19 protein-coding genes, 1 pseudogene and 1 CRISPR repeat array are annotated in these 19,628 nt (G+C 58.3%); of the genes and pseudogenes, 6 read left to right on the top strand and 14 right to left on the bottom strand.

Going from position 1 to position 19,628, the window contains the following annotated elements:
* Window positions 1-6 precede the first annotated feature (6 nt).
* From pstB to purB, 6 genes are all read right to left on the bottom strand, one after another.
* Entirely contained in the window at window positions 7-804 is a 798-nt protein-coding gene (gene pstB, locus ACVWYY_RS11120; protein WP_457440561.1) for a phosphate ABC transporter ATP-binding protein PstB, read from the bottom strand.
* A gap of 70 nt (window positions 805-874) precedes the next feature.
* The gene (gene pstA / locus ACVWYY_RS11125; RefSeq protein ID WP_099813137.1) at window positions 875-1,768 is read right to left on the bottom strand and encodes a phosphate ABC transporter permease PstA; all 894 of its coding nucleotides are present in this window, start codon (window positions 1,766-1,768) and stop codon (window positions 875-877) included.
* Window positions 1,769-1,806: 38 nt separating this feature from the next.
* Window positions 1,807-2,790 carry a phosphate ABC transporter permease subunit PstC gene (gene pstC, locus ACVWYY_RS11130; protein WP_457440563.1) on the bottom strand — a complete coding sequence of 328 codons (984 nt, stop codon included), beginning with the start codon at window positions 2,788-2,790 and terminating at the stop codon, window positions 1,807-1,809.
* 148 nt (window positions 2,791-2,938) lie between these two features.
* On the bottom strand, window positions 2,939-4,000 hold the full coding sequence (pstS, locus tag ACVWYY_RS11135) for a phosphate ABC transporter substrate-binding protein PstS (protein ID WP_457440565.1): 1,062 nt from the start codon (window positions 3,998-4,000) through the stop codon (window positions 2,939-2,941).
* 508 nt (window positions 4,001-4,508) lie between these two features.
* Window positions 4,509-5,489 carry an aspartate carbamoyltransferase catalytic subunit gene (locus ACVWYY_RS11140; RefSeq protein WP_457440577.1) on the bottom strand — a complete coding sequence of 327 codons (981 nt, stop codon included), beginning with the start codon at window positions 5,487-5,489 and terminating at the stop codon, window positions 4,509-4,511.
* Window positions 5,490-5,499: 10 nt separating this feature from the next.
* The gene (gene purB / locus ACVWYY_RS11145; RefSeq protein WP_457440567.1) at window positions 5,500-6,795 is read right to left on the bottom strand and encodes an adenylosuccinate lyase; all 1,296 of its coding nucleotides are present in this window, start codon (window positions 6,793-6,795) and stop codon (window positions 5,500-5,502) included.
* Window positions 6,796-6,928: 133 nt separating this feature from the next.
* Between purB and ACVWYY_RS11150 the strand changes: the two genes are divergently transcribed.
* From ACVWYY_RS11150 to ACVWYY_RS11160, 3 genes and pseudogenes are all read left to right on the top strand, one after another.
* Window positions 6,929-7,510 (top strand): Uma2 family endonuclease, encoded by a 582-nt coding sequence (locus tag ACVWYY_RS11150; RefSeq protein WP_011430559.1) that lies wholly within the window; start codon window positions 6,929-6,931, stop codon window positions 7,508-7,510.
* A 280-nt stretch (window positions 7,511-7,790) separates the two neighbouring features.
* Window positions 7,791-7,974: pseudogene (locus ACVWYY_RS11155) on the top strand (hypothetical protein); the annotation flags it as partial.
* A gap of 106 nt (window positions 7,975-8,080) precedes the next feature.
* Window positions 8,081-8,530 (top strand): tetratricopeptide repeat protein, encoded by a 450-nt coding sequence (locus tag ACVWYY_RS11160; RefSeq protein ID WP_457403535.1) that lies wholly within the window; start codon window positions 8,081-8,083, stop codon window positions 8,528-8,530.
* Here the strand turns inward: ACVWYY_RS11160 and lipB are convergent.
* Window positions 8,527-9,282, bottom strand: coding sequence for a lipoyl(octanoyl) transferase LipB (lipB, locus tag ACVWYY_RS11165; RefSeq protein ID WP_457403534.1), 756 nt, complete (start codon window positions 9,280-9,282; stop codon window positions 8,527-8,529). The two genes, ACVWYY_RS11160 and lipB, sit on opposite strands and share 4 nt — an antisense overlap.
* 13 nt (window positions 9,283-9,295) lie before the next feature.
* Window positions 9,296-9,616: a thioredoxin gene (gene trxA / locus ACVWYY_RS11170; protein ID WP_011433516.1), complete on the bottom strand. Its 321-nt coding sequence runs from the start codon at window positions 9,614-9,616 to the stop codon at window positions 9,296-9,298.
* Between the two features lie 226 nt (window positions 9,617-9,842).
* Between trxA and ACVWYY_RS11175 the strand changes: the two genes are divergently transcribed.
* Window positions 9,843-11,102, top strand: a complete 1,260-nt coding sequence (locus ACVWYY_RS11175; RefSeq protein WP_457403533.1) for a hypothetical protein — start codon at window positions 9,843-9,845, stop codon at window positions 11,100-11,102.
* On the opposite strand, the gene ACVWYY_RS11180 is transcribed toward ACVWYY_RS11175, so the two are convergent.
* From ACVWYY_RS11180 to ACVWYY_RS11195, 4 genes are all read right to left on the bottom strand, one after another.
* The gene (locus ACVWYY_RS11180) at window positions 11,080-12,894 is read right to left on the bottom strand and encodes a SulP family inorganic anion transporter (RefSeq protein WP_457403531.1); all 1,815 of its coding nucleotides are present in this window, start codon (window positions 12,892-12,894) and stop codon (window positions 11,080-11,082) included. The genes ACVWYY_RS11175 and ACVWYY_RS11180 overlap by 23 nt on opposite strands.
* On the bottom strand, window positions 12,891-13,472 hold the full coding sequence (locus ACVWYY_RS11185) for a rhodanese-like domain-containing protein (protein ID WP_414330942.1): 582 nt from the start codon (window positions 13,470-13,472) through the stop codon (window positions 12,891-12,893). Before ACVWYY_RS11185 ends, ACVWYY_RS11180 begins: the two co-directional genes overlap by 4 nt.
* Window positions 13,473-13,528: 56 nt before the next feature.
* Window positions 13,529-13,996, bottom strand: coding sequence for a DUF29 domain-containing protein (locus ACVWYY_RS11190; RefSeq protein ID WP_414355907.1), 468 nt, complete (start codon window positions 13,994-13,996; stop codon window positions 13,529-13,531).
* A gap of 131 nt (window positions 13,997-14,127) precedes the next feature.
* A complete protein-coding gene (locus ACVWYY_RS11195) occupies window positions 14,128-14,844 on the bottom strand; it encodes an MBL fold metallo-hydrolase (protein ID WP_011433521.1) in 717 nt (238 codons plus the stop codon).
* Between the two features lie 129 nt (window positions 14,845-14,973).
* On the opposite strand from ACVWYY_RS11195, the gene ACVWYY_RS11200 reads away from it, so the two are divergent.
* Window positions 14,974-15,354, top strand: coding sequence for an ArsR/SmtB family transcription factor (locus ACVWYY_RS11200; protein WP_414381749.1), 381 nt, complete (start codon window positions 14,974-14,976; stop codon window positions 15,352-15,354).
* Between the two features lie 48 nt (window positions 15,355-15,402).
* On the opposite strand, the gene ACVWYY_RS11205 is transcribed toward ACVWYY_RS11200, so the two are convergent.
* Together ACVWYY_RS11205 and ACVWYY_RS11210 are read right to left on the bottom strand one after the other, a co-directional pair.
* Window positions 15,403-16,350, bottom strand: coding sequence for a UDP-glucuronic acid decarboxylase family protein (locus ACVWYY_RS11205; RefSeq protein ID WP_457440569.1), 948 nt, complete (start codon window positions 16,348-16,350; stop codon window positions 15,403-15,405).
* Between the two features lie 24 nt (window positions 16,351-16,374).
* On the bottom strand, window positions 16,375-17,781 hold the full coding sequence (locus tag ACVWYY_RS11210; RefSeq protein WP_457440571.1) for a UDP-glucose dehydrogenase family protein: 1,407 nt from the start codon (window positions 17,779-17,781) through the stop codon (window positions 16,375-16,377).
* A gap of 135 nt (window positions 17,782-17,916) precedes the next feature.
* Here ACVWYY_RS11210 and ACVWYY_RS11215 point away from each other — a divergent pair, with 135 nt between their 5' ends.
* On the top strand, window positions 17,917-18,822 hold the full coding sequence (locus ACVWYY_RS11215) for a cation diffusion facilitator family transporter (RefSeq protein ID WP_457440573.1): 906 nt from the start codon (window positions 17,917-17,919) through the stop codon (window positions 18,820-18,822).
* 271 nt (window positions 18,823-19,093) lie between these two features.
* Window positions 19,094-19,569: a CRISPR direct-repeat array (repeat unit 36 nt; unit sequence GTTCCCCCTTCGGGGGGATCCCTAGAAATTGGAAAC).
* Window positions 19,570-19,628: the final 59 nt, after the last annotated feature.

A 19,628-nucleotide genomic window follows, 5' to 3' on the forward strand; every position in this document is an offset into this window, starting at 1 on the left:
GGTCGATTAGCCGAAGCGGCCCTCCACATAATCTCTTGTGGCTTGCTTGGTGGGGCTGTTGAAGATGACTTCAGTTCTGTCAAATTCAATCAGCTCGCCCACACGGTTGGATCCCGACACCTCCACGCTGAAGAAAGCCGTCATATCCGAGACGCGGCCGGCCTGCTGCATGTTGTGGGTGACGATGATGATGGTATATTCCTCCTCCAGCTCCTTCATCAGCTCCTCAATGCGGCGGGTGGAAATGGGATCCAACGCCGAACAGGGCTCATCCATCAAAATCACATCCGGCTTCACCGCTAGAGCCCGGGCAATACACAGGCGCTGCTGCTGCCCTCCCGACAGCGACTGACCGTTTTCTTTCAGTTTATCTTTCACCTCATCCCAAAGGGCAGCCCGCCTCAGCGAGGTTTCCACCACCTCGTCCAAGTCTACCTTCATCCCCAGCACCCGCGGGCCGTAGGCCACGTTGTCGTAAATGCTTTTGGGGAAGGGATTGGGTTTTTGGAAGACCATGCCGATACGCCGCCGCACCGCCACCGGATCGACTTCTTTGGCGTAGAGATCCTTGCCGTGGTAGGTGAGCTTGCCCTCTACACGAGCACCGGGGATCAAATCGTTGGTGCGGTTGAAGCAACGTAGGATCGTGCTTTTGCCACAGCCGGAAGGGCCGATAAACGCAGTAATCTGTCGGGCTGGGATGTCCAGAGTAACATTTTTTACCGCCAGATTGGAGCCATAGTAGACATTCAGGTTCTCGGTCCTGAAAACGTAAGAGGTCTGGTTAAGAGATTGAGTTTGCATGGCAGCACTCACAAAAAGAGCTAGAGTTCGACGAAGAGTTCGATTCAAGACTTTGTTGAGAATCCTCAGGCTATTTCCTGGTCTTGTACACCAAAAAGCGAGCGGTCAAGCTGGCCGCCAAAACAATGGCTAACAAAACCAAAGCGCCCGCCCAAGCCAGCTGCTGCTGCACCCTGTAGGGAATGATGGAGAAAAAGTAGACCATCACCGGCAAGGTAGCCACCGGGCCAAAGAGATCAGTAGACCAGAAATTGTTGTTGAAGGCGGTAAAGAGCAGAGGTGCAGCCTCGCCTGCCGCTCGGGCCAAAGCCAGGATTAGCCCGGTTACGATGGCCGGTGCCGCTGCCGGCAAAACAACGCGCATTGTGGTCTGAAAGCGATTTGAGCCCAGGCCAAGGGAAGCCAAGCGCATGTCGGGCGAAACCAGCAGCAACGCCTCCTCGGTGGAGCGGATGACAATCGGCAGCATCAGCACGCCAAAAGCCACCCCTCCCGAGAAAGCCGAAAAGCCGGATCCCCTCACCACCACAGCATAGGCAAACAGGCCGCAGAGAATGGCCGGTACCCCCGTGAGCACATTGCAGGAAAACTTAACCAGATAAGCCAAGCGGGTGCCGCGACCGAATTCAGACAAGTACACTGCCGCCAAGATGCCGAAGGGAAAGCTCAAAGCCGCCCCCGTAGCCAGCACCATTAAACTGCCGACAATTGCGTGACCAAAGCCCCCTTCCGCCAGGCCAGGGGCAGGGTAGCGGGTCTGGGTGAGGACATCCCAATTTATCCGCTGGATGCCTTCCTTGCCCACATCCCACAGCACCCAAGATAGGGAAGCTATGATCACCGCCACAAAGAGGCCACTCAGCAGGGTTAGGACAATGCCTGTGTAATTGCGGACAGGGGCAATGGCGGCACGAGTAATGTCGATGTCAACCTTCTCAGGGGCAAGCTGTGCTGAGTCGGACATGATAACAGTGCTCCTTCATCTTCTTTCTGCTTCCCAAGTTACTGCTCCAAGTTTTGAAACTTGCGGATGATGATCTCGGCAACAATGTTGACCAATAACGTCAGCACCATCAGCACCACGCCGGCATACATGAGAGCCGAAACCTGCAAGCGTCCTGCCTCCCCAAACTGAGAAGCAATCAAGGCGGTAATGGTGGATCCCGGCTGCATTAGGGAGATATTGATGCGGTTGGCGTTGCCGGAAAGCATGGCCGCTACCATGGTCTCTCCCAGGGCCCGCCCCAGCGCCAGCATGATCGAGCTGACAATGCCCGACAGGCCGGCAGGGATCATCACCGTTAAGAGGGTCTCCCAGCGGGTTGCCCCCAGAGCCAAAGCGCCCTCTTTTAGGCTGCGTGGCAGAGATTCAAGGGTACTGCGGGTAATGGAGATGATGATGGGAGAGATCATGATCCCCAGCACCACAGCCACTATCAACAAGCTGGGCCCCCGCGGAGCCGGGCCACCCAAGAAAGGGATCCAACCCAGCGTCTGGTTAATGGCTCGAAAGATGGGCCGCACTGCTGGAATCAGCACAAAGATCCCCCACAGCCCCAGCACCACACTGGGAGTGGCCACGATCAGCTCAATGGCAAAGCCAATCGGCTCCGTTACCCACTTGGGGGCAAAACCTTCCGTCAGGAAGATGGCAGTGCCAATGCCCAGAGGGATGGCAAAAATCAAAGCCACCAGAGAGGTTACCAAACTGCCATAAATCTGTGGTAGCACTCCGTAGATGTTTTCCACCGGGTTCCAGCGGGCAGTAACCAGGAAGCCCAAGCCAAACTGCTGGATCGCCGGCAGAGCCGCTTCGGTGGTTTGAAGAATCACCCAGATGAGGATAATGCCGGCAAACCCTGCCAAGGCCAGCGTCAGGCGGACAAAGCCCACATCAACAGCCCGAGACAGGCTCGCCTTTTTCTCAATGTCAACATCGATATCCGGGTTTGGTGGTGAACCATAACCCGTAGCCGCTGAAGTCATAGCCTCTCTCCCATGATCATCTTCGGTTCAAAATCTTTCCTAAAAATCCCACCGTGCAAGGTAACCCCAGCAGCCGACCGAGAAAGCCTCACCTGCCTCCTCAGCCGGCCACCAGCTCCACTCTAGTGGAGTTCAGGCTGCACCCCGGTCATCGCACCGCCTTGGGGTTAACGGTGATGGCATCCAGCTCTGCAAAGATCCGCTGGATAGCCGCCTCAGGCATAGGGATGTAGTCCAGCTCGCGGGTAATGGCCTGACCTTCCGGCCCCTGGGTCCATTTCAGAGTCTCCACCAGCTTGGTCAATTTCTCCTGGTCGGGATACTCGCGGTACAGCATCACCCAGAACAAGCCCACAATTGGGTAGTCATCTGGCCCTTCAGGGTCGGGCACCAACAGCGCAAAGTCATCAGGAATGGGAGCATCAAGCGCCGAGGTAGCTGCCTCAGTCGAGAACCCAACAATGTTGCCCGCTTTGTTTTCCAAGCGAGCAGTGGTCATCTTTTCCAGCTTGGCATAGGACTGGTTCACGTAGCCAATTGCCCCTGGCTCCTGCTTGATGGTGGCGGCTACGCCCTCATTCCCTTGGGCTCCAATGCCAACAGGCCACTCGACAGAAGTACCAGCACCGGCTGTCCAATTAGGGCAGACAGTTCTGATGTGGTTGGTGAACACAAAGGTAGTCCCAGAACCATCAGAGCGGTGTACCCAGGTGATGTCCAGGGGTGGCAGCTTGTTTGCTATACCTGGGTTCTCGGCCTTGATGCGAATGTCGTCCCAGCGAGTGATCTCGCCGGTCACGATGCCGCAGTAGGTTTTCCGCTTCAGGATGAGCTCTCCGTCTTCAATGCCGGGCAGGTTATAGGCAAACTCGATGGCCCCTCCCGCCAGAGGCAACTGTAGGGGCTCATAGCCGTATTTAGCTCGGAAGCTTTCCAGGCGAGCACCGGAGAAAGGCGCCTCGGAAGCGCCGAAGTCCACAGTGCCATTGATCACCTGCTCTAGGCCAGCACCACTACCGACAGACTGATAGCTGACTTGCACAGTGGGGTCTACGGTGCGGTTGTAGGCGTCAAACCAACGTTGCAGCAAAGGAGCCGCAAAGGTCGCGCCCGCCCCGGAGATTTGCACGGTTTGGGCTTGAGCCGAGGTCGCCGTTAGAAATCCTACTGTTAGAGCGGTGAGGGAGAAAGCAGAAAGCAGGGTTCGCATGGGTAATATCTGTGGCGAATCAACACTTTCAACCCTATAACCTCAAAGTTAACAGAGGGATATCTAAAGGTTAACCTTAGGTTAAGTCAAGAGAAAAATCGATATTTTTTGAGTATACTGACTCGTTTCCAAACCTCGATTTTCCATCTGGTGGTCTTGGCCAGTTTGGATTTCAGCAAAATCAGGATCCTGGAGCCCAGGATCCGCGAAAAGGTCTAGCTGCTGAACTTCTATCTCGTTTGACAACCAATCAAACGGACACAACTTGAATAAGAGCTAAGCTTAGACGGCTGCAAAAAAACTCGATCCAGATCCAAGATGTGTAAAATTTGAGACAAAGATGTTGCTCCCCTCTCGGCAAGCTTGGACATGATTTCAGCAGGGCGGGAAAAGCCCCGCCCAGAGATTCTTTCGGCTTTTGGCAGAGAGAATTGGTTAGAAGATAGACTCCAACCTTCTAGACGTGGGGCAGCTCTACATGTTCCCCGAGCAGAGAAAGATCTGGGCTCTAAGCTGGGATCCGCCCGCCCCCCATGAGGTACAGCAGGGCCATGCGCACCGCCACGCCGTGGGTGACCTGCTGCTCAATCAGGTTCAAGCCGGGATCCTCCATCACCTCGGAGCTGAGTTCCACACCGCGATTGACCGGGCCGGGGTGCAGAAGCTTGACATCCGGGTGGCACAGGCGCAGTCGTTGCCGCGTGAGGCCGAAGAAGTGATGGTACTCCTGCAGGCTGGGGAGAAGGAACTCGCTCATGCGCTCCTGCTGCAGGCGTAGGGTGATAACAAAACGCGCCCCTTCGAGGGCAGGCTCTAGCTGCCAATGGACAGGGAGCGTATGGCCGGGCACAAACTGGGCAAAATCCTTGGGCAATAGGGTGGGAGGGCCGGCTAAGTGAACCTCAGCTCCGGCAGTCACCAAGGCATAGATATCGGAGCGGGCCACCCGCGAGTGGAGAATATCGCCGACAATGGCAATTTTGATCCCTTGCAGCAACTCCAGACGGGGACGCCGGGGATCCAGATGGCTGCAGAGGGTAAACAAATCCAGCAAACCTTGAGTGGGATGTTCGTGCAGGCCATCCCCGGCATTGAGAACGCCCACAGGGGATCCGCGGCGGTCGATCTCGGCAGCCAACTGCTGCGGCACCCCTGCCTGGGCATGGCGAACGATCAAGAGATCGGATCCCATGGCCAGAAAGGTGCGGGCCGTATCCAAGAGCGTCTCCCCTTTGCTCAAGGAAGAGGTGCCTGGGGAAAAGTTGAGCACATCTGCCGAAAGGCGCTTGGCCGCCAGCTCAAAACTGGAACGAGTGCGGGTGGAAGGCTCGAAGAACAGCGTCACCACCACCTTCCCCTGCAGGGTGGGCACCTTGGGCAACCGCCGCGTCAACACCTCCTGGAAACTGGCGCTGGTCTGCAAAACCATCTGGTATTCTTCGGGAGTAAAATCCGCCAAGCCCAAGACGTGCTGCCGCTGCCAAACCATAGGGGATCCCTCAAATGCCCAAGCGGGCAAAGATCTCGTCTAGGTGAGTTAGGTGGCGCTGGGGATCAAAGCAGTCCTGCAGTTCTGCCTCGCTCAGGTGGGCCATCACTCGGGGATCCGCCAGCAGATTGGCGCGGAAATCCCCGCCGGGCTGGTTCCAGGCGCGGTGAGCATTTTCCTGCACCAGGCGGTAAGCTTCCTCGCGGCTCAAGCCCTTCTCCACCAAAGCCAGCAGCACCTGCTGGCTGAAGATGACGCCGCCGTAGAGGTTGAGATTGCGCTCCATGTTGCCGGTGTGAACCTGCAGGTGGCGCACCAGGTCGGCCATGTTCACCAGCAGGTAGTGGCAGAGGATGGAGGCATCCGGCAGGATGACCCGCTCTACGGAGCTGTGGGAGATGTCCCGCTCATGCCAAAGGGGGATGTTTTCCAGAGCCGGAAGGGCATACCCCCGCAGGAGGCGGGAAATCCCGGTTAGCTGTTCAGATTTGATGGGGTTGCGCTTGTGGGGCATGGCAGAGGATCCCTTTTGGCCGGGGGCAAAGTATTCTTCCACCTCCAGCACGTCCGTCCGCTGCAGATTGCGGATTTCAGTAGCAAAGCGCTCTAGGGAAGAGCCAATCAGAGCCAAGGTTTGCACGTATTCAGCGTGGCGATCCCGCGAGATTACCTGTGTCGAGGCTGTATCGGGCTTCAGGCCCAGGCGAGCGCAGGCCAACTGCTCCACCTGGGGAGGCACGTTGGCGTAGGTGCCCACGGCGCCAGAGATCTTGCCCACCGCCACCACTTCCCGCAGGCGAGCTAGGCGCTCTTGGTGGCGCAGGCACTCGGCCAGCCACCCTGCCAGCTTAAAGCCAAAGGTAATCGGCTCGGCGTGAACACCGTGGGTGCGGCCGATCATGAGGGTGTAGCGGTGCTGCCGAGCTTGGTCGCGGATAGCAGCGATGAGGTCGGCCAGGCGGGCTTGCAAGATCTCCACCGAGGCCACAAGCTGCACGGCCAGAGCGGTATCCAACACGTCCGAGCTGGTCAGGCCCAGGTGGATGTAGCGCCCTGCCTCGCCCACGTGCTCGTTGAGGTTGGTTAAGAAGGCAATAACATCGTGCTTCACTTCCGCCTCAATTTCCAAAACCCGCGCCGGGTCAAAGGCGGCTTTGGCTCTGATCTCCTGCAGGGCTTCTTGCGGGATCCGCCCCAGCTCCGCTTGCGCTTCACAGACAGCCAGCTCCACCTGCAGCCAGGTCTGGAGCTTGTGGGCAGTGGACCAAATCTGGCCCATTTCGGGCAGAGTGTAGCGCTCGATCAAGGTGCCTTTTCCGTCGGTACAGTAGGATGAGCTAGGCTATTTTAGCCTTTGGCGTCCCCCCTCGAGGAAAAGCCGCTGGGGGATCCCTGCGGGCTTGGCTTGCGGTGTCGAAGGAGCAGCAAGGAGTTTGCAGATGACCGTCGGAGCTGTGCCAACTCAGGGAAAAAGAGCTTGGACAGCCGAAGAATTCATGGCGTTGTCCAGGGAGGGACATCGCTACGAGATTGTTGATGGGAAGCCAATTGATATGGGAAGCGCGGGGGCACTCCATGGTTATGTCTGCAGCCTCCTATTGGCAGCTTTGACCCCCTACGTTTTGTCCAACAAGCTGGGGATCGTTTTAGATTCCAGCACTGCTTTTAAGATGAAGAGTGGAAATTGGCGCTCCCCTGACATCTCTTTTTTTGCTAAAGAACGCTTGCAGGGCATGGCTGAACTGCCCACAGGATTTTTGGAAGGCGCTCCAGATCTGGCTGTTGAAGTGCTTTCCCCCCGCAATACGGTTGAAGAAATTCATGACAAGCTGGTGGAGTACTTTGAAAATGGCAGCCGCCTGGTTTGGCTGGTTCACCCCAGCGAGCACTACGTCCTGGTGTATCGCAGCTCTCAAGAGCCTGACCGCCTCCTGAAATCGGTTGATCTTCTAGAAGGTGAAGAGGTTATTCCAGGATTTGCCCTGCCGGTGGCTCATCTATTCCAGAAGCTTTCCTTGTAACATCCCCCCGCCCTCACTCTAGCCAATAGAGCTTGGGCCTCCCAACCTTGCCATTGGGCATTCCTGCCCCGCGTCACAGAACGACTTGGCAGAGGAGTCGGTATCTCGACCCTGACTTTCTCGCCAGAGCGCGGAACTTGTAGCTCCCCGCACCCCTTGCAAGTTAAGTGCAGGGGGTTGCCCCTCTCGCCGACGGTCTATATTGAACTAGTTCGGGATCCGAAGAGCATGACTCTAGTCAATAATAAGCTCAACTATACTGAAAATAATGTATAATATGTTCAGTACGGATTACTACCAGTTGATCTTTCTGTTTACTTTCGAGTCTGCCAACATGGTAGCCAAAGCAAAGCAGAAAATTGGTAGTAAGACGACACGGAAACTGCGCTTTGGGTATTCTACTCAAAGCTTTGCGGGATACCGCCATTCTGGTTGGAAACAAACAGAATGCTATCGCTGCATAGTTGAACAGTGATGTTCAGCAGTGTTCAGCGTAAATGTATCAGGACGTCATTAGCGGTGCGGAGCACAATCAAGTGTCGATGGGGAAGGATAGCTCTGATAGGTTTCTTGGCAGCATTCCTCGCTCCTGCCCCTGCCACCTCTTTGCCTGCCTTCCCACCTCCTCCTGAGAAGACCTCGGCCCCAAACACCGCTTCCGAGTTCAACTGGCAGGGATCCCTCAAGTTGCTGCGGGGGGATCCCGTGGCTGCCCTGGCGGATCTGGATCGGGCGGTGCAGTTGGATCCCAGCTATGCGCCAGCCTATGTGAACCGCAGCTACGTCTACAACCAGTTGCGCCAGCCCCAAGAGGCGTTGGCCGATGCGGAGCGGGCCATTCAGTTGGATCCGCGAATTCCAGAAGCCTACTTTAGCCGCGGGGTGGCCTATCTTCAGTTGGGGGATCGAGAAGCGGCGATGGCCGACTTTCGCCAGGCCTTGGCTCTCTTTTCCAAGAGCGGCAACTTTGCCAACCAGGCCATCCTGCAGCAACTGCTGCGCCAGTTGGGGGTGGATTAGCCTTGAGTCTTTAGAGACTTGCGTTCTCCCAACCACTCTGATAAGGAAACTTCCTGAGCTTGCAGCCCAAAGACCTGACAAAAGGACTTCACCACCACCGGGGCCACTGCCGCCATCGTTACTCGGGGACAAAACTGAACCAGGGATCCCACCGGGCGATCAGGGATCCCACAGGGCACGATGGCCTCGAAGGCAGCTAGATCCGGGCAGACGTTGAGGGCAAAGCCATGGTAGGTCACCCAGCGGGAGACCTTGATGCCGATGGCCGCCACTTTGCGCCCCTCCACCCAAACTCCTGTCAAGCCAGGGATCCGCTCCCCCTGTAGGCCGAAGTGGGCCAAGGTCTGGATGACCACCTCTTCTAGCTGGCGTAGGTACTCGTGGAGATCTGGGCGGTGGCGCTTTAGGTTCAGCATCGCATAGCCCACCCACTGCCCCGGCCCATGGTAGGTCACTTCGCCGCCGCGCTCCACCCGTAGGATTTCCGGCTCTTGTTCAGAAGGAGATTCCGGGTGGATAGCCGGGGATCCTATCGGCTGAGAAAGGCTCTTGAGAAACTTGGGATCGGCTCCTGCCCCCAAGGTGTAAACCGCAGGATGGGTGAGCAGCAGTAATCCGTCCGGCAACTGGGGATCCCGGATCATATGGGCCAGTCTTGCCTGCTGCCAAGCCCAGGCAGTGCGGTAGGGCACTTCACCCGGCAGGTGAACCTGCAGAAGCGGCAGTTGCACGGGGGATCCAGAAAAGTTCACCTAGCTTACAGGTTTAGTTAACCTGCGCCCGCAACCGCTCCAACAGGGCCCGCGGCTGCAACAGCCCCTCAATGCGGTCAATCGGCTTCCCATCTTTGAAGAGGATCAGCGTTGGCACCGCTTGAATGCCCCAGCGAGCAGCGATGGTTGGGTACTTTTCGGTGTCAACCTTCACAAAAGTAACCGCATCCCCCACCTGAGGTTTTACCTGCTCCAACACTTGCGCCATAACCTGACAAGGGCCGCACCAGGAAGCATAAAAATCCACCAGGATGGGGGTTTTGGATCCCTGAATCATGTCGGCAAAACTTTTGAATTGCTGTTTGTGCGCCATAGGAAACTCCCAGAGTGTTCTGAAAAGCCTGAAATGAAATCTATTTGTAAGCTAACTGTTTGAGACTAAAAATTAGGTAGGGATCCCGCTACGGCCTGCTTCGGTTTCCCGGTAGGATGGCTAGGGTTTGGGAGAAGAGCTAGAGCGTACCCGTAGTCTAGGGTGTTGTGGTGGACAAAGGGGCAGACTTTAGCAGGGTTTAAGGACTTGGAGGAGTGGGATCCCGATGGCAACAAGTAGCAGCATGGTGAATCGTGGCGTGTTGGCTGCAGTGCTGGCTGGGGTAGGACTCAGCCTATGGGGGGCTTGGCGTTGGCTGTGGGATCCCTGGGGCTGGGCTCAGGTAGTGGCCGGGTTGCTGCTGAGTTTGGGCAGCTTGCTCTACTGGCTCAAGACCCGCCCCGCCGATCACCTGGTGGTGGAGCCCCAAGGCTGGCGCATCAGCCGCCACACCCCCGAGCACTGGGTCATTCAAGCGGAGTTTGTGGCTCGCAACCTCAACCCCCTTTTGGAAGTCACCTTGGCCCAGGTGGAGCCGCGACTGCATTTGCTCAGCGCCGGATCCCTAGAAGGCATTCACACCCGCCTACGCCTGCGCTCTCGCCATCCGGATCTTCCCCCCCGCCAAGACAACTACTGGCAGGCCTACATCATCACCCCCCAGAACCAGACTGGCCTAGAGGTTGAGATCGAGCTGAAGGGGAAAGGGCTAGCGGATCTGCGCTCGGCCTGGCTCCAGCTGGACTACATTCAGTACGGGCGGCAGCGGCGCACCCTCAAGACCAGCCATCTCATCCTGCCGTTGCAGGAGGTGGATCCCTTGCCGGAGCTGAACTGGCAGCAGCAGGGATCCCTCCTTTGGGCCGCCGTTCCCACCCATCTGCTGACCCCCAGCGATGACTTGGCCGAGGTGCTACGGCGGTATGTAGGCCCTCACATCCAGCCCGGCGATATGGTGGCCATCTCGGAAAGCGCCGTGGCTATTGTCCAGGGCAACTTCCGCCATCCCCTGCAGGTGCAGCCCGGCTGGCTGGCCCGCACCCTGTGCTACTTCTTCCCCTCCAAGACCAGTCTTTCAAGCTGCTACGGGATGCAGACTTTGATTGACTGCTCCGGGGCCTGGCGGGTGGTGTGGGCTTTTGTGGTGGGATCCCTGGCCAAGCTGCTGGGGATCCCGGGGGTCTTTTATGCCCTGGCGGGGGAGCAGGCCGATCTCATCGACGACGTTACTGGCACCCTGCCTCCCTATGACCAGTTCATCGTGCTGGGGCCGCGGGATCCGGCCAAGTTGGTGGGGGATCTGCATCGGCAGACGGGCTACGAAGTGGCCATCGTGGATGCCAACGATCTGGGGCAGGTCAAGATCCTGGCAGCCAGCCCCGGCGTAGAGCGGGAGCTGGTGGAGCAAGCCCTGGGCAAGAACCCCGCCGGCAATGCCGCTGAACAAACCCCCCTTGTGCTGATCAGGAAGATGCCACCTGACTGAGGCTCTGCTGGGATCCGAGGGCTTGCATCGCCTGGTGAGTGGAGAGGAAGAAGCGCTCAGCGCCCACTTTCTCCACAAACCCAGCCTTTTGGAGGCGATCCATTACCGGCCCCTTCACCTCGGCCATGGCAAAGCCCACCCCTGCCTGCTGCAAACGTTCCACCAACTGGGTCAGCACTTCCAAAGCGCTGCCGTCGATGAAGTTGATGGCGCTGGCAACGAGCAGCACCTGCTCCACTGTGGGTCGCGCCGCCACCTCTCGCAGCAGATACTCCTGCAAGTAGGCTGCGTTGGCAAAAAACAGGCTCTCGTCCACCCGCACTGCCAAGATACGGGGATCGGTAATCACCTCATGGCGCTGCACGTTGCGGTAGTGCTCCGTACCGGGCACCTGACCCACGATGGCAATGTGAGGACGGCTAGCCCGCCAAAGAAAGAGCAGGATGGAGACTAACACCCCTATTCCGATCCCCTGCTCCACCCCGATCCCCAAAACACTGGCAAAGGTTACCAACCAAACCAGGGCATCGCCGCGGTCGTAGCGCCAGCTTTGCAGCAGGGGGTGAAAATCCACCAGTGCCAGCACTGCTACCAGAACGATGGCCGCCAGGGTGGTCTGGGGCAAGAAGGTGAACAGGGGCATCAGCCAGATGACCGTCAAAGCCACCAACAGGCCGGTGATTAGGGAGGCCAGGCCACTGTTGGCGCCTGCTTGAAAGTTCACCACCGACCGGCTGATGCCTCCCGTTACCGGATAGCCGCCACTGCAGGCTGCTGCCAAGTTGGCTGCCCCCAAAGCCACCAGATCTTGGTTGGGATCCACCTTCTGCCGCCGCTGGCTAGCCAAGGACTGCCCCACGGCATAGCTCTCCGTGAAGCCCACCAAGCTAATGGCCAAGGCGGTGGGCAGAAGCGCTGTCCACTGTCCCCAGCTCAACGAGGGAAAGCCCAAGGGGGGCAACCCGGAAGGAATGGAGCCAACAACGGATACCCCTGCCCTCTCCGAGAGGTTTAGGCCCCAGACCAACAGGCTGGTCACGAGCACAGCCGCTAGCGGTGCCCCCTTGGTCAAAATCAAGGCCCAACCTGGAGGCACACCCCAACGCCGCAGTTGGTGGGGCAGCTTGTGCTGGGCGTACACCAGCAGGGATATGGCCATCAGCCCCAAGCCAAAGGTTACCCAGTTTACCTTATCCAGGCTCTGCCACAGCCGCTGCACCAACAGCAAGAAGGACTCCGTGTTGGCGATCTTGACCCCCAGGAGGTGGCGGAGCTGGCTGAAGCCGATGATCAAGGCCGCCGCGCTGCCAAAGGCAGTCACCACCGTGTGGCTTAAGAAATTGGCCAAAAACCCCAGCCGCAACAACCCCATGGCCCCCTGGACCAGACCCACCTCCAAGGCCAGCCCCAAAGCCAACTGTCCATACTCCGGGCTGCCCGGCAAGGACTCCGTCCCGCTGACGCGACCGGCCAGCGGCTCTAACCCTGCCGCCACCAAGAGGGAGATGATGGCCACTGGCCCTACCGCCAAGGCGCGGCTGGATCCCAGTAGTCCATATACGATCACCGGCAAAATACTGGCGTACAGGCCCACTTGGGGGGGCAACCCGGCCAACAGGGCATAGGCCATGCTCTGAGGCACCAGCAGAATGGCCACCACAAGGCCGGCGATCAGATCTCCCGGCAAATCTGATCGTTGATAGTGGAAGACCCAAAGAGACTCCTTAGCAAAGGGCAGGTACCGCGCCAGGATCCCTTGCCCCCCAGAGGAAGCAGAAGGGATCCCACTCATAGCGCCTGACCTCGGTTCCAGGGCATGCGAGCCAAGAGCAGAGCCATGCCACAGGTGTTGGTTACACCCGCAAACACCAGCCCAGCGCCCACAAAGCCACTCAGCAGCAGCCACCAGGGGTTGACAAAGGCCCCCAGAAGGGTTCCGGTGAGCACCAGGGATCCCGCCGCAATCTGCACCTGCCGCATGATGGAGATGGGCGCATTTTGGGTGCGGGTAACGGGCAGCTTGGCCGCTTTCCAAGCCTCGATCCCGCCCTTGAGGCTAATGACCTCCGGCCAGCCGCGGTCTAGCAACTGACAACCGGCGCGGATGGAGCGGCTGCCCATGCGGCAGTGCAACACCACCGGCTTCTCTGGCGTGGAAGCAGGCACTTTGGCCGGGTCAAAGGTAGATAGGGGCATGTTGATGGCCCCCGGGATCCGCTCATCGGCATATTCTCCCGGCTCCCGCACATCAATGAGCTGGACTCGCCCCTGATCCAGCCACTGTTTTAAGGTCAGGGCATCGATCTCCTTGAGACGGGGATCCCGTTCTTGCGAAGCGGAAGGGATAGGGTTTTGTTGGGTTACGGTCATGGTTGTCTCCTTGCTTCTAGCGTTGTCTAAAATGCAAAATGCAGCGATTTTTGGGATTAATCCCCCTCCTCAAGCAAATGACTGGGCTCACCGGGGTAAAACCGGCTATCCAGGATTTGCTCTGAGGAATAAGGGCAGGTTTTGGGGAAAATCTTTCTGGGCAGCTTGGTCTCCTCCAGGGCCAGCTTCAGCGCTCCCAAGTAAGACTTGGAGATGGCCTCTGGCAAATAGGGCTTGAGACTTGGGCTTTCTTCAAGAAGCTCCAGAACTTCCTGCCGCTGCAGCTGGAGGGTGAGGAGCCAGCTTGCGGATCTCCCCTCTGGCTGGTACTCCCACTTGAGGAGATGCCCAACCAAAACTGCAAGTCGGTTTCGCAGTTCCTGCCGCTGTTGCCTGCCCAACGATTCAATCTCCTCGACTAAATTGGGCAGATCCAGCTTCTCCCAGGCCCGATCCCGCAGAAATTGAGCTTGTTGCTGGATCCAAGCGTAGAAATCGCTCTCATAGAGACTTTCTCGATCCACGCTCAAACTCTCCATTTCTGGCAAGCCAATTGAGAGAAGGTTACCCAGAGCAGCGGGCCCTCACCATCGGAGTTTCACATGGGCTCCCCAGCCGGCGGGGGCTTACCCTGCACCTCGCTGCCCAGAAGGAATTAAACCGCTGCTGCCACTTGGCCGCACTGCTCGTTGGCCGGCACCGCTTCCTGGATCTTCTTCGGCTGGGGCAGGTTGAGGCTGTTCATCAGGGCAATGAAGCTCTCACGGGAACGCAGGTTGCCCGTTTCCGGATCCACAAAGCGCGGGTTCCAGCGCTTCTCCTCGCCAATGGTGGAGACGGTGTGCCCGCGATAGTCGTGGCCGGGGTAGACCAAAGTCTCGTCGGGCAGCGTAAACAAGTGCTGGGTAACATGGTCGTACATCAGGCCGGGATCCCCGCTTTGGAAATCCGTGCGCCCACAGCCGCGGATCAGCAGGGCATCTCCGGTAAGGACGCGATCCCCATTGACGCGGTAGGTCATGTGGCTGTCGGTGTGGCCCAGGGTAGCGATGGCTTCAATGACGACGGATCCCACTTGCAGCGTTTCCCCATGACCGATGAAACGATCTGCACATTGAGCCTTGGCCTGTACTGGCACCACCCCTTGGCAACCGGTCAGTTCCCGCAGCTTCCCGGTTCCCGTAATGTGATCCGCGTGAACGTGGGTTTCCAGGCAGTACTTCAAGGTTAGACCCAATTCCCGAATCAACTTCAAATCCCGCTCCACCTGCTCCAGTACCGGATCCACCAGCGCGGCCTCGCGGGTTGCCGGATCCGCGATTAAATAGGTGTAGGTGCTTGTTTCTGCGTCGAACAGTTGGCGAAATAGCATAGTGCCCTCCTGTCTGGTATCGAAAGCCCGACGTGAACTTGGACTTTCTAGGAACACTATATAACTATCTAGTGTTAAAATCAAGTTGCATGGACGGCGCAAGCAGGTTTGTTGATTGGGGAAAAGCCGGTGAGCAGAGCGGATGTGAATGAGTGTCGCACAATCCTGACGCCGCAGGTTCTCGACAGCGTGGCAGAGTACTTCAAGGTTTTGGCGGAACCCAACCGCCTGCAGATCCTGTGTCAGTTGCGCTCGGGGCCCAAGAACGTCACCCAAATCTTGGAAGCTACGGGTATGGGCCAGGCCAATGTTTCCAAGCACCTCAAGATCCTGACCCAGGCAGGGATCGTCAGCCGTCAGCCCAAGGGGGTGAGTGTTTATTACCAAATTGCGGATCCCATGTGCTTTGAGCTGTGTGAAATGGTATGTCGGCAGTTGGTGAGTCGGCTACAACAGCAAGCCCGCCAACTGGAGCCGCTGGCAGCCATTCACCCAGGTCAACCGAGCTGAGGCGGAAAGGGTTCTCAAGTAGGTTGGGATTTCGCGAGCACCCGAAGGTTATTCCAGCCCCAGCCGCCGACGAAAGTAAGGGATGGTCTGTTGCAGCCCAACTTGCAGCGGGATCCGAGGCTCCCAACCCAAGAGGGCGCGGGCTTTGCCAATATCCGGCTGCCGTTGTCTGGGATCGTCCGTCGGCAGAGGCCGGTAAACGATGGGAGAAGGGCTGCCGGTGAGGGCGAGCACCTGCTGGGCCAGCTCCAGGATCGTGAACTCCTCTGGGTTGCCCAAGTTAAAGGGTCCGGGGTAGGGGCTGTTCATCAGCCGGATCAAGCCTTCCACCAGGTCGGAGATGTAGCAAAAGCTGCGGGTCTGGGATCCATCCCCATAGACCGTCAGGGGATCCCCGCGCAGGGCCTGGACGATAAAGTTGCTCACCACGCGGCCATCGTCCTCCCGCATGGCGGGGCCGTAGGTGTTGAAGATGCGGGCCACCCGGATCTCCGTTTGGTATTGCCGCTGCCAGTCGAAGGTGAGGGTTTCTGCCAAGCGCTTGGATTCGTCGTAGCAGGCCCGCGGGCCAATGGGGTTGACGTGGCCCCAGTAGTCTTCCGGTTGGGGATGCACTTGGGGATCCCCGTACACTTCTGAAGTCGAGGCCAGCAGGAACCTCGCTCCCGTTTTCTGGGCCAGTTGCAGCAGGTGGTAGGTGCCCCAGAGGCTGGTGCGGATGGTGCGGATGGGATCCGCTTGGTAGTGGGGGGGGGAAGCGGGGCAAGCCAGGTGGTAGATCTGCTGGATCCCGGCCTCTTCCAAAGCGGGCGGCAAGGGATCCGCCACGTCGTGCCAAATGAACTGAAAGGCGGGGTTGTCCAGATGGGCCTGGACATTGAGCTGCCGGCCTGTGGAGCCATTGTCCAGGCAAATGACCCAGTGGCCTTCTTGCAGAAGGCGGGTTACCAAGTGGGATCCGATAAATCCGAGGCCACCCGTAACCAGGATCTTCATGATTTCCCCTGATTTCCCCAGCACCTACCAGCCCACTCCAATGAGGGTTATGCCCGCCTGCCGCACCGCCTCCCGATCCAGACAGTTACGGCCATCGATGAGCAAGGGCCGCCGCATCAGCTCTGCAATCCGTCGGTAATCCAGCGACAAAAACTCCGGCCACTCCGTCACCAACACCAGGGCATCGCAGTCCTGGGCCAGGCGAAACACATCCGTTTCCACCACCACATGGGCCAACCCCTCCCGCATCCCCGAGGCGGATACAATTGGATCATATGCCTTGACCTTGGCCCCCAGACGGTGGAGTTGTTCGATCAAAGTCAGGGAAGAGGCATCCCGCAGGTCGTCGGTGTGGGGTTTAAACGTGAGGCCCAAAAGGCCAACGGTTTTACCCTTGAGCACCTTGAGGGCTTGCTGCAGCTTTTCCACCAAACGTTGCCGCTGTTCTCGGTTGACCTCCACCGTGGCCCGCAACAGCTTGGCCTCATAGCCGTAGTCAGCAGCGGTTTGAATGAGAGCCGCCAGATCTTTGGGGAAGCAGCTTCCGCCCCACCCTATGCCAGCGTTGAGAAAGGCGCGGCCAATGCGCCTATCTAGGCCGATCCCTTCTGCCACCTGGGTGATGTCGGCACCGGTGCGCTCGCAGATGTTGGCCATTTCGTTGATAAAGCTAATCTTGGTGGCCAGGAAGGCGTTGGCGGCATACTTGATCATCTCGGCAGAAGCCAGGTCGGTCACCAGCAAAGGCACGGGATCCCCTTGCAGGCCCTGCTGGCGGTTGAGGATGGGTTCATACAGCTGCCGCATGATTTCAATGGCGCGGGGGCTGTTAGAGCCAATCACAATGCGATCCGGGTAGAAGGTATCTTGGATGGCACTGCCCTCCCGTAGGAACTCGGGGTTGCTCACCACGTCAAACTGCGGCGTCCAAGGCGAGAGCTCCAAGGTCAGGGATCTGGCCTCAGGATCCCTCCCCACTTCCCGGCTGCTCAGCCGCTGCTTGGCAGCTTCAGCGGCCCCGTCCAAAATGAGCATGCGCACCCAGTCCCCAGAGCCAATGGGCACAGTGGATTTGTTGACAATGACCCGATAGTGCTCGTCCAGATGCTGGCCAATTTCCCGCGCCACTGCTTCCACGTAGCGCAGATCGGGATCCCCGCTGGGCAGGGCCGGGGTGCCCACGGCAATAAACACCACCTCGCTGGCCTGGATCCCAGAGCCCAGATCGGTGCTAAAGTGCAGCCGACCCGCCGCAGTTCCCTCCCGCACCAGCTTTTCCAGGCCGGGCTCGTAGATGGGCAGGCGACCCCGCTGCAGCCCTTCAATCTTGGCGGGGTTGTTGTCCACACAGATAACGCTATTTCCTAGGTGAGCCAGGCAGGCTCCTGTTACCAGGCCCACATAGCCAGCGCCTACCACAGCAACGTGCATACTCAGAGTTCGCTCCCCAATCGGCGGCCACTTGACTAAGCCTTAGCAGCTTGCTTTTAGGGTACCCTCCCTTACCCCTATTGAGGTCGGTGACAGAATAAAGCAGGATATCTGCGGATCCCCGCTCGAGCTGCAGTGAGCTTTCTGGATTCTGCTGCCATAGCCAGCCGCCGTCAGCGCCAAGTGCAGAGGGTGCTGTACGTCACGCTAGGGCTAAATGTCCTGGTGTTTCTGATCAAGTTAATCCTGGGGCTGACGACGGGATCCCTAAGCCTCATTGCCGATGCCCTGCACAGCTCCACCGACAGCGCCAGCAACATTTTGGGCTTGGTGGCCGTGCGCTTTTCTTCGCCAGAGCCCGATGACGACCATCCCTACGGCCATCGCAAGTTTGAAGCCATTGGAGCGCTGGGGATCGCCGCCTTTTTGGGGATGGCCAGCCTGGAGATCCTGCGCACAGCCGTGGAGCGGTTTTGGGAGCCCCAGCCCCACCTGCAGATTGACGAGCTAACCTTGGGGGTGATGGTGGGGGTGTTGGGCATTAACGTCTTTGTCACCCTCTACGAGCACCGCTGGGGCAAAGCTCTGTCCAGCTCGCTGCTGTTGGCCGATGCGCGCCATACCCTCAGCGACGTTGGGGTGACGCTGACGGTGTTGCTGGGGTTGGCCGGCATGCATTATTGGGGGATCCCTTGGTTGGATCAAGCCCTGGCTTTGCCGGTGGCGCTGCTGGTGCTCCGAAGCGGCTGGGAAGTGCTGCAGGAGTATCTTCCCTACCTCACCGACCGGGTGGCGATCCCCTCTGAGGCCCTGCGGGATCTGATCCTGAGCGTGCCAGGCGTGCTCGACTGCCATGACATCACTTCCCGCGGCATCCCCGGGGAGATAGTCTTTATCGAGATGCACCTGGTGGTGGAGCCGCAGGATATCGAGTCCGCCCACCGCCTCACTGAGGAAGTTGAACGCCTCTTGCAGGAGCGCTACGGGCCAGCGCGGATCCTCATCCACCTGGAGCCCCGCTCCCATATCGAACAACCCTAGCGAGAGCTTGCCACCTGCCAACAGATAGCCTAGCCAAACCTCAGGGATCCTGATGTTTCCAAAAGAACACCAAAACGGTATCAACGCCTCTGCGAGCGTCCCTCAAAATCTCGGAAAAGCCCATTCTTTCGTCGGATCCCTCGACGCCTTGTGCCACAAGGCTTTCCGGCCCCAAAACCCCCTCGCCGAAACTCTTTTTGCCCCCTTTTTTCCGGATCCCTCGCAAACGGGTCTTGCATCCCTTGCCCTGCTTGGCTTTAATAGGGGTGGAGTTCCCCCTTCGGGGGGATCCCTAGAAATTGGAAACCCCTCCATTCAGGGTTTTGGTAGTGGTATTTAATTGTGTTCCCCCTTCGGGGGGATCCCTAGAAATTGGAAACATGGCCTTAATTGGTTACTGGAATATAGAAGTTGATGTTCCCCCTTCGGGGGGATCCCTAGAAATTGGAAACAACTGCTGCCCAGCCCCACACGCCGATTGACCCGGCTGTTCCCCCTTCGGGGGGATCCCTAGAAATTGGAAACACGATGGGGTAGTGGTGCACTAGCGGTACTTCGTCGTAAGTTCCCCCTTCGGGGGGATCCCTAGAAATTGGAAACAATCTCATTGTTCTCATTGATGGCATACAAAGCACCTGGTTCCCCCTTCGGGGGGATCCCTAGAAATTGGAAACTTAACACGCTCTTGGTTGCGGATTAACCCATCTTGGAGTTCCCCCTTCGGGGGGATCCCTAGAAATTGGAAACTTAACACGCTCTTGGTTGCGGATTAACCCATCTTGGAGTTCCCCCTTCGGGGGGATCCC

Source organism: Thermostichus sp. MS-CIW-34, assembly GCF_054060435.1.

Bases quoted from the DNA above. Each gene is read 5' to 3' on its own strand.
- ACVWYY_RS11180 (WP_457403531.1), bottom strand. From the start codon at position 12,894: ATGAGTGGGATCCCTTCTGCTTCCTCTGGGGGGCAAGGGATCCTGGCG.
- pstB (WP_457440561.1), bottom strand. From the start codon at position 804: ATGCAAACTCAATCTCTTAACCAGACCTCTTACGTTTTCAGGACCGAG.
- ACVWYY_RS11185 (WP_414330942.1), bottom strand. From the start codon at position 13,472: ATGACCGTAACCCAACAAAACCCTATCCCTTCCGCTTCGCAAGAACGG.
- pstC (WP_457440563.1), bottom strand. From the start codon at position 2,790: ATGACTTCAGCGGCTACGGGTTATGGTTCACCACCAAACCCGGATATC.
- ACVWYY_RS11150 (WP_011430559.1), top strand. From the start codon at position 6,929: ATGACCGTCGGAGCTGTGCCAACTCAGGGAAAAAGAGCTTGGACAGCC.
- ACVWYY_RS11210 (WP_457440571.1), bottom strand. From the start codon at position 17,781: ATGCACGTTGCTGTGGTAGGCGCTGGCTATGTGGGCCTGGTAACAGGA.
- ACVWYY_RS11195 (WP_011433521.1), bottom strand. From the start codon at position 14,844: ATGCTATTTCGCCAACTGTTCGACGCAGAAACAAGCACCTACACCTAT.
- trxA (WP_011433516.1), bottom strand. From the start codon at position 9,616: ATGGCGCACAAACAGCAATTCAAAAGTTTTGCCGACATGATTCAGGGA.
- pstS (WP_457440565.1), bottom strand. From the start codon at position 4,000: ATGCGAACCCTGCTTTCTGCTTTCTCCCTCACCGCTCTAACAGTAGGA.
- ACVWYY_RS11205 (WP_457440569.1), bottom strand. From the start codon at position 16,350: ATGAAGATCCTGGTTACGGGTGGCCTCGGATTTATCGGATCCCACTTG.
- ACVWYY_RS11175 (WP_457403533.1), top strand. From the start codon at position 9,843: ATGGCAACAAGTAGCAGCATGGTGAATCGTGGCGTGTTGGCTGCAGTG.
- pstA (WP_099813137.1), bottom strand. From the start codon at position 1,768: ATGTCCGACTCAGCACAGCTTGCCCCTGAGAAGGTTGACATCGACATT.
- ACVWYY_RS11140 (WP_457440577.1), bottom strand. From the start codon at position 5,489: ATGGTTTGGCAGCGGCAGCACGTCTTGGGCTTGGCGGATTTTACTCCC.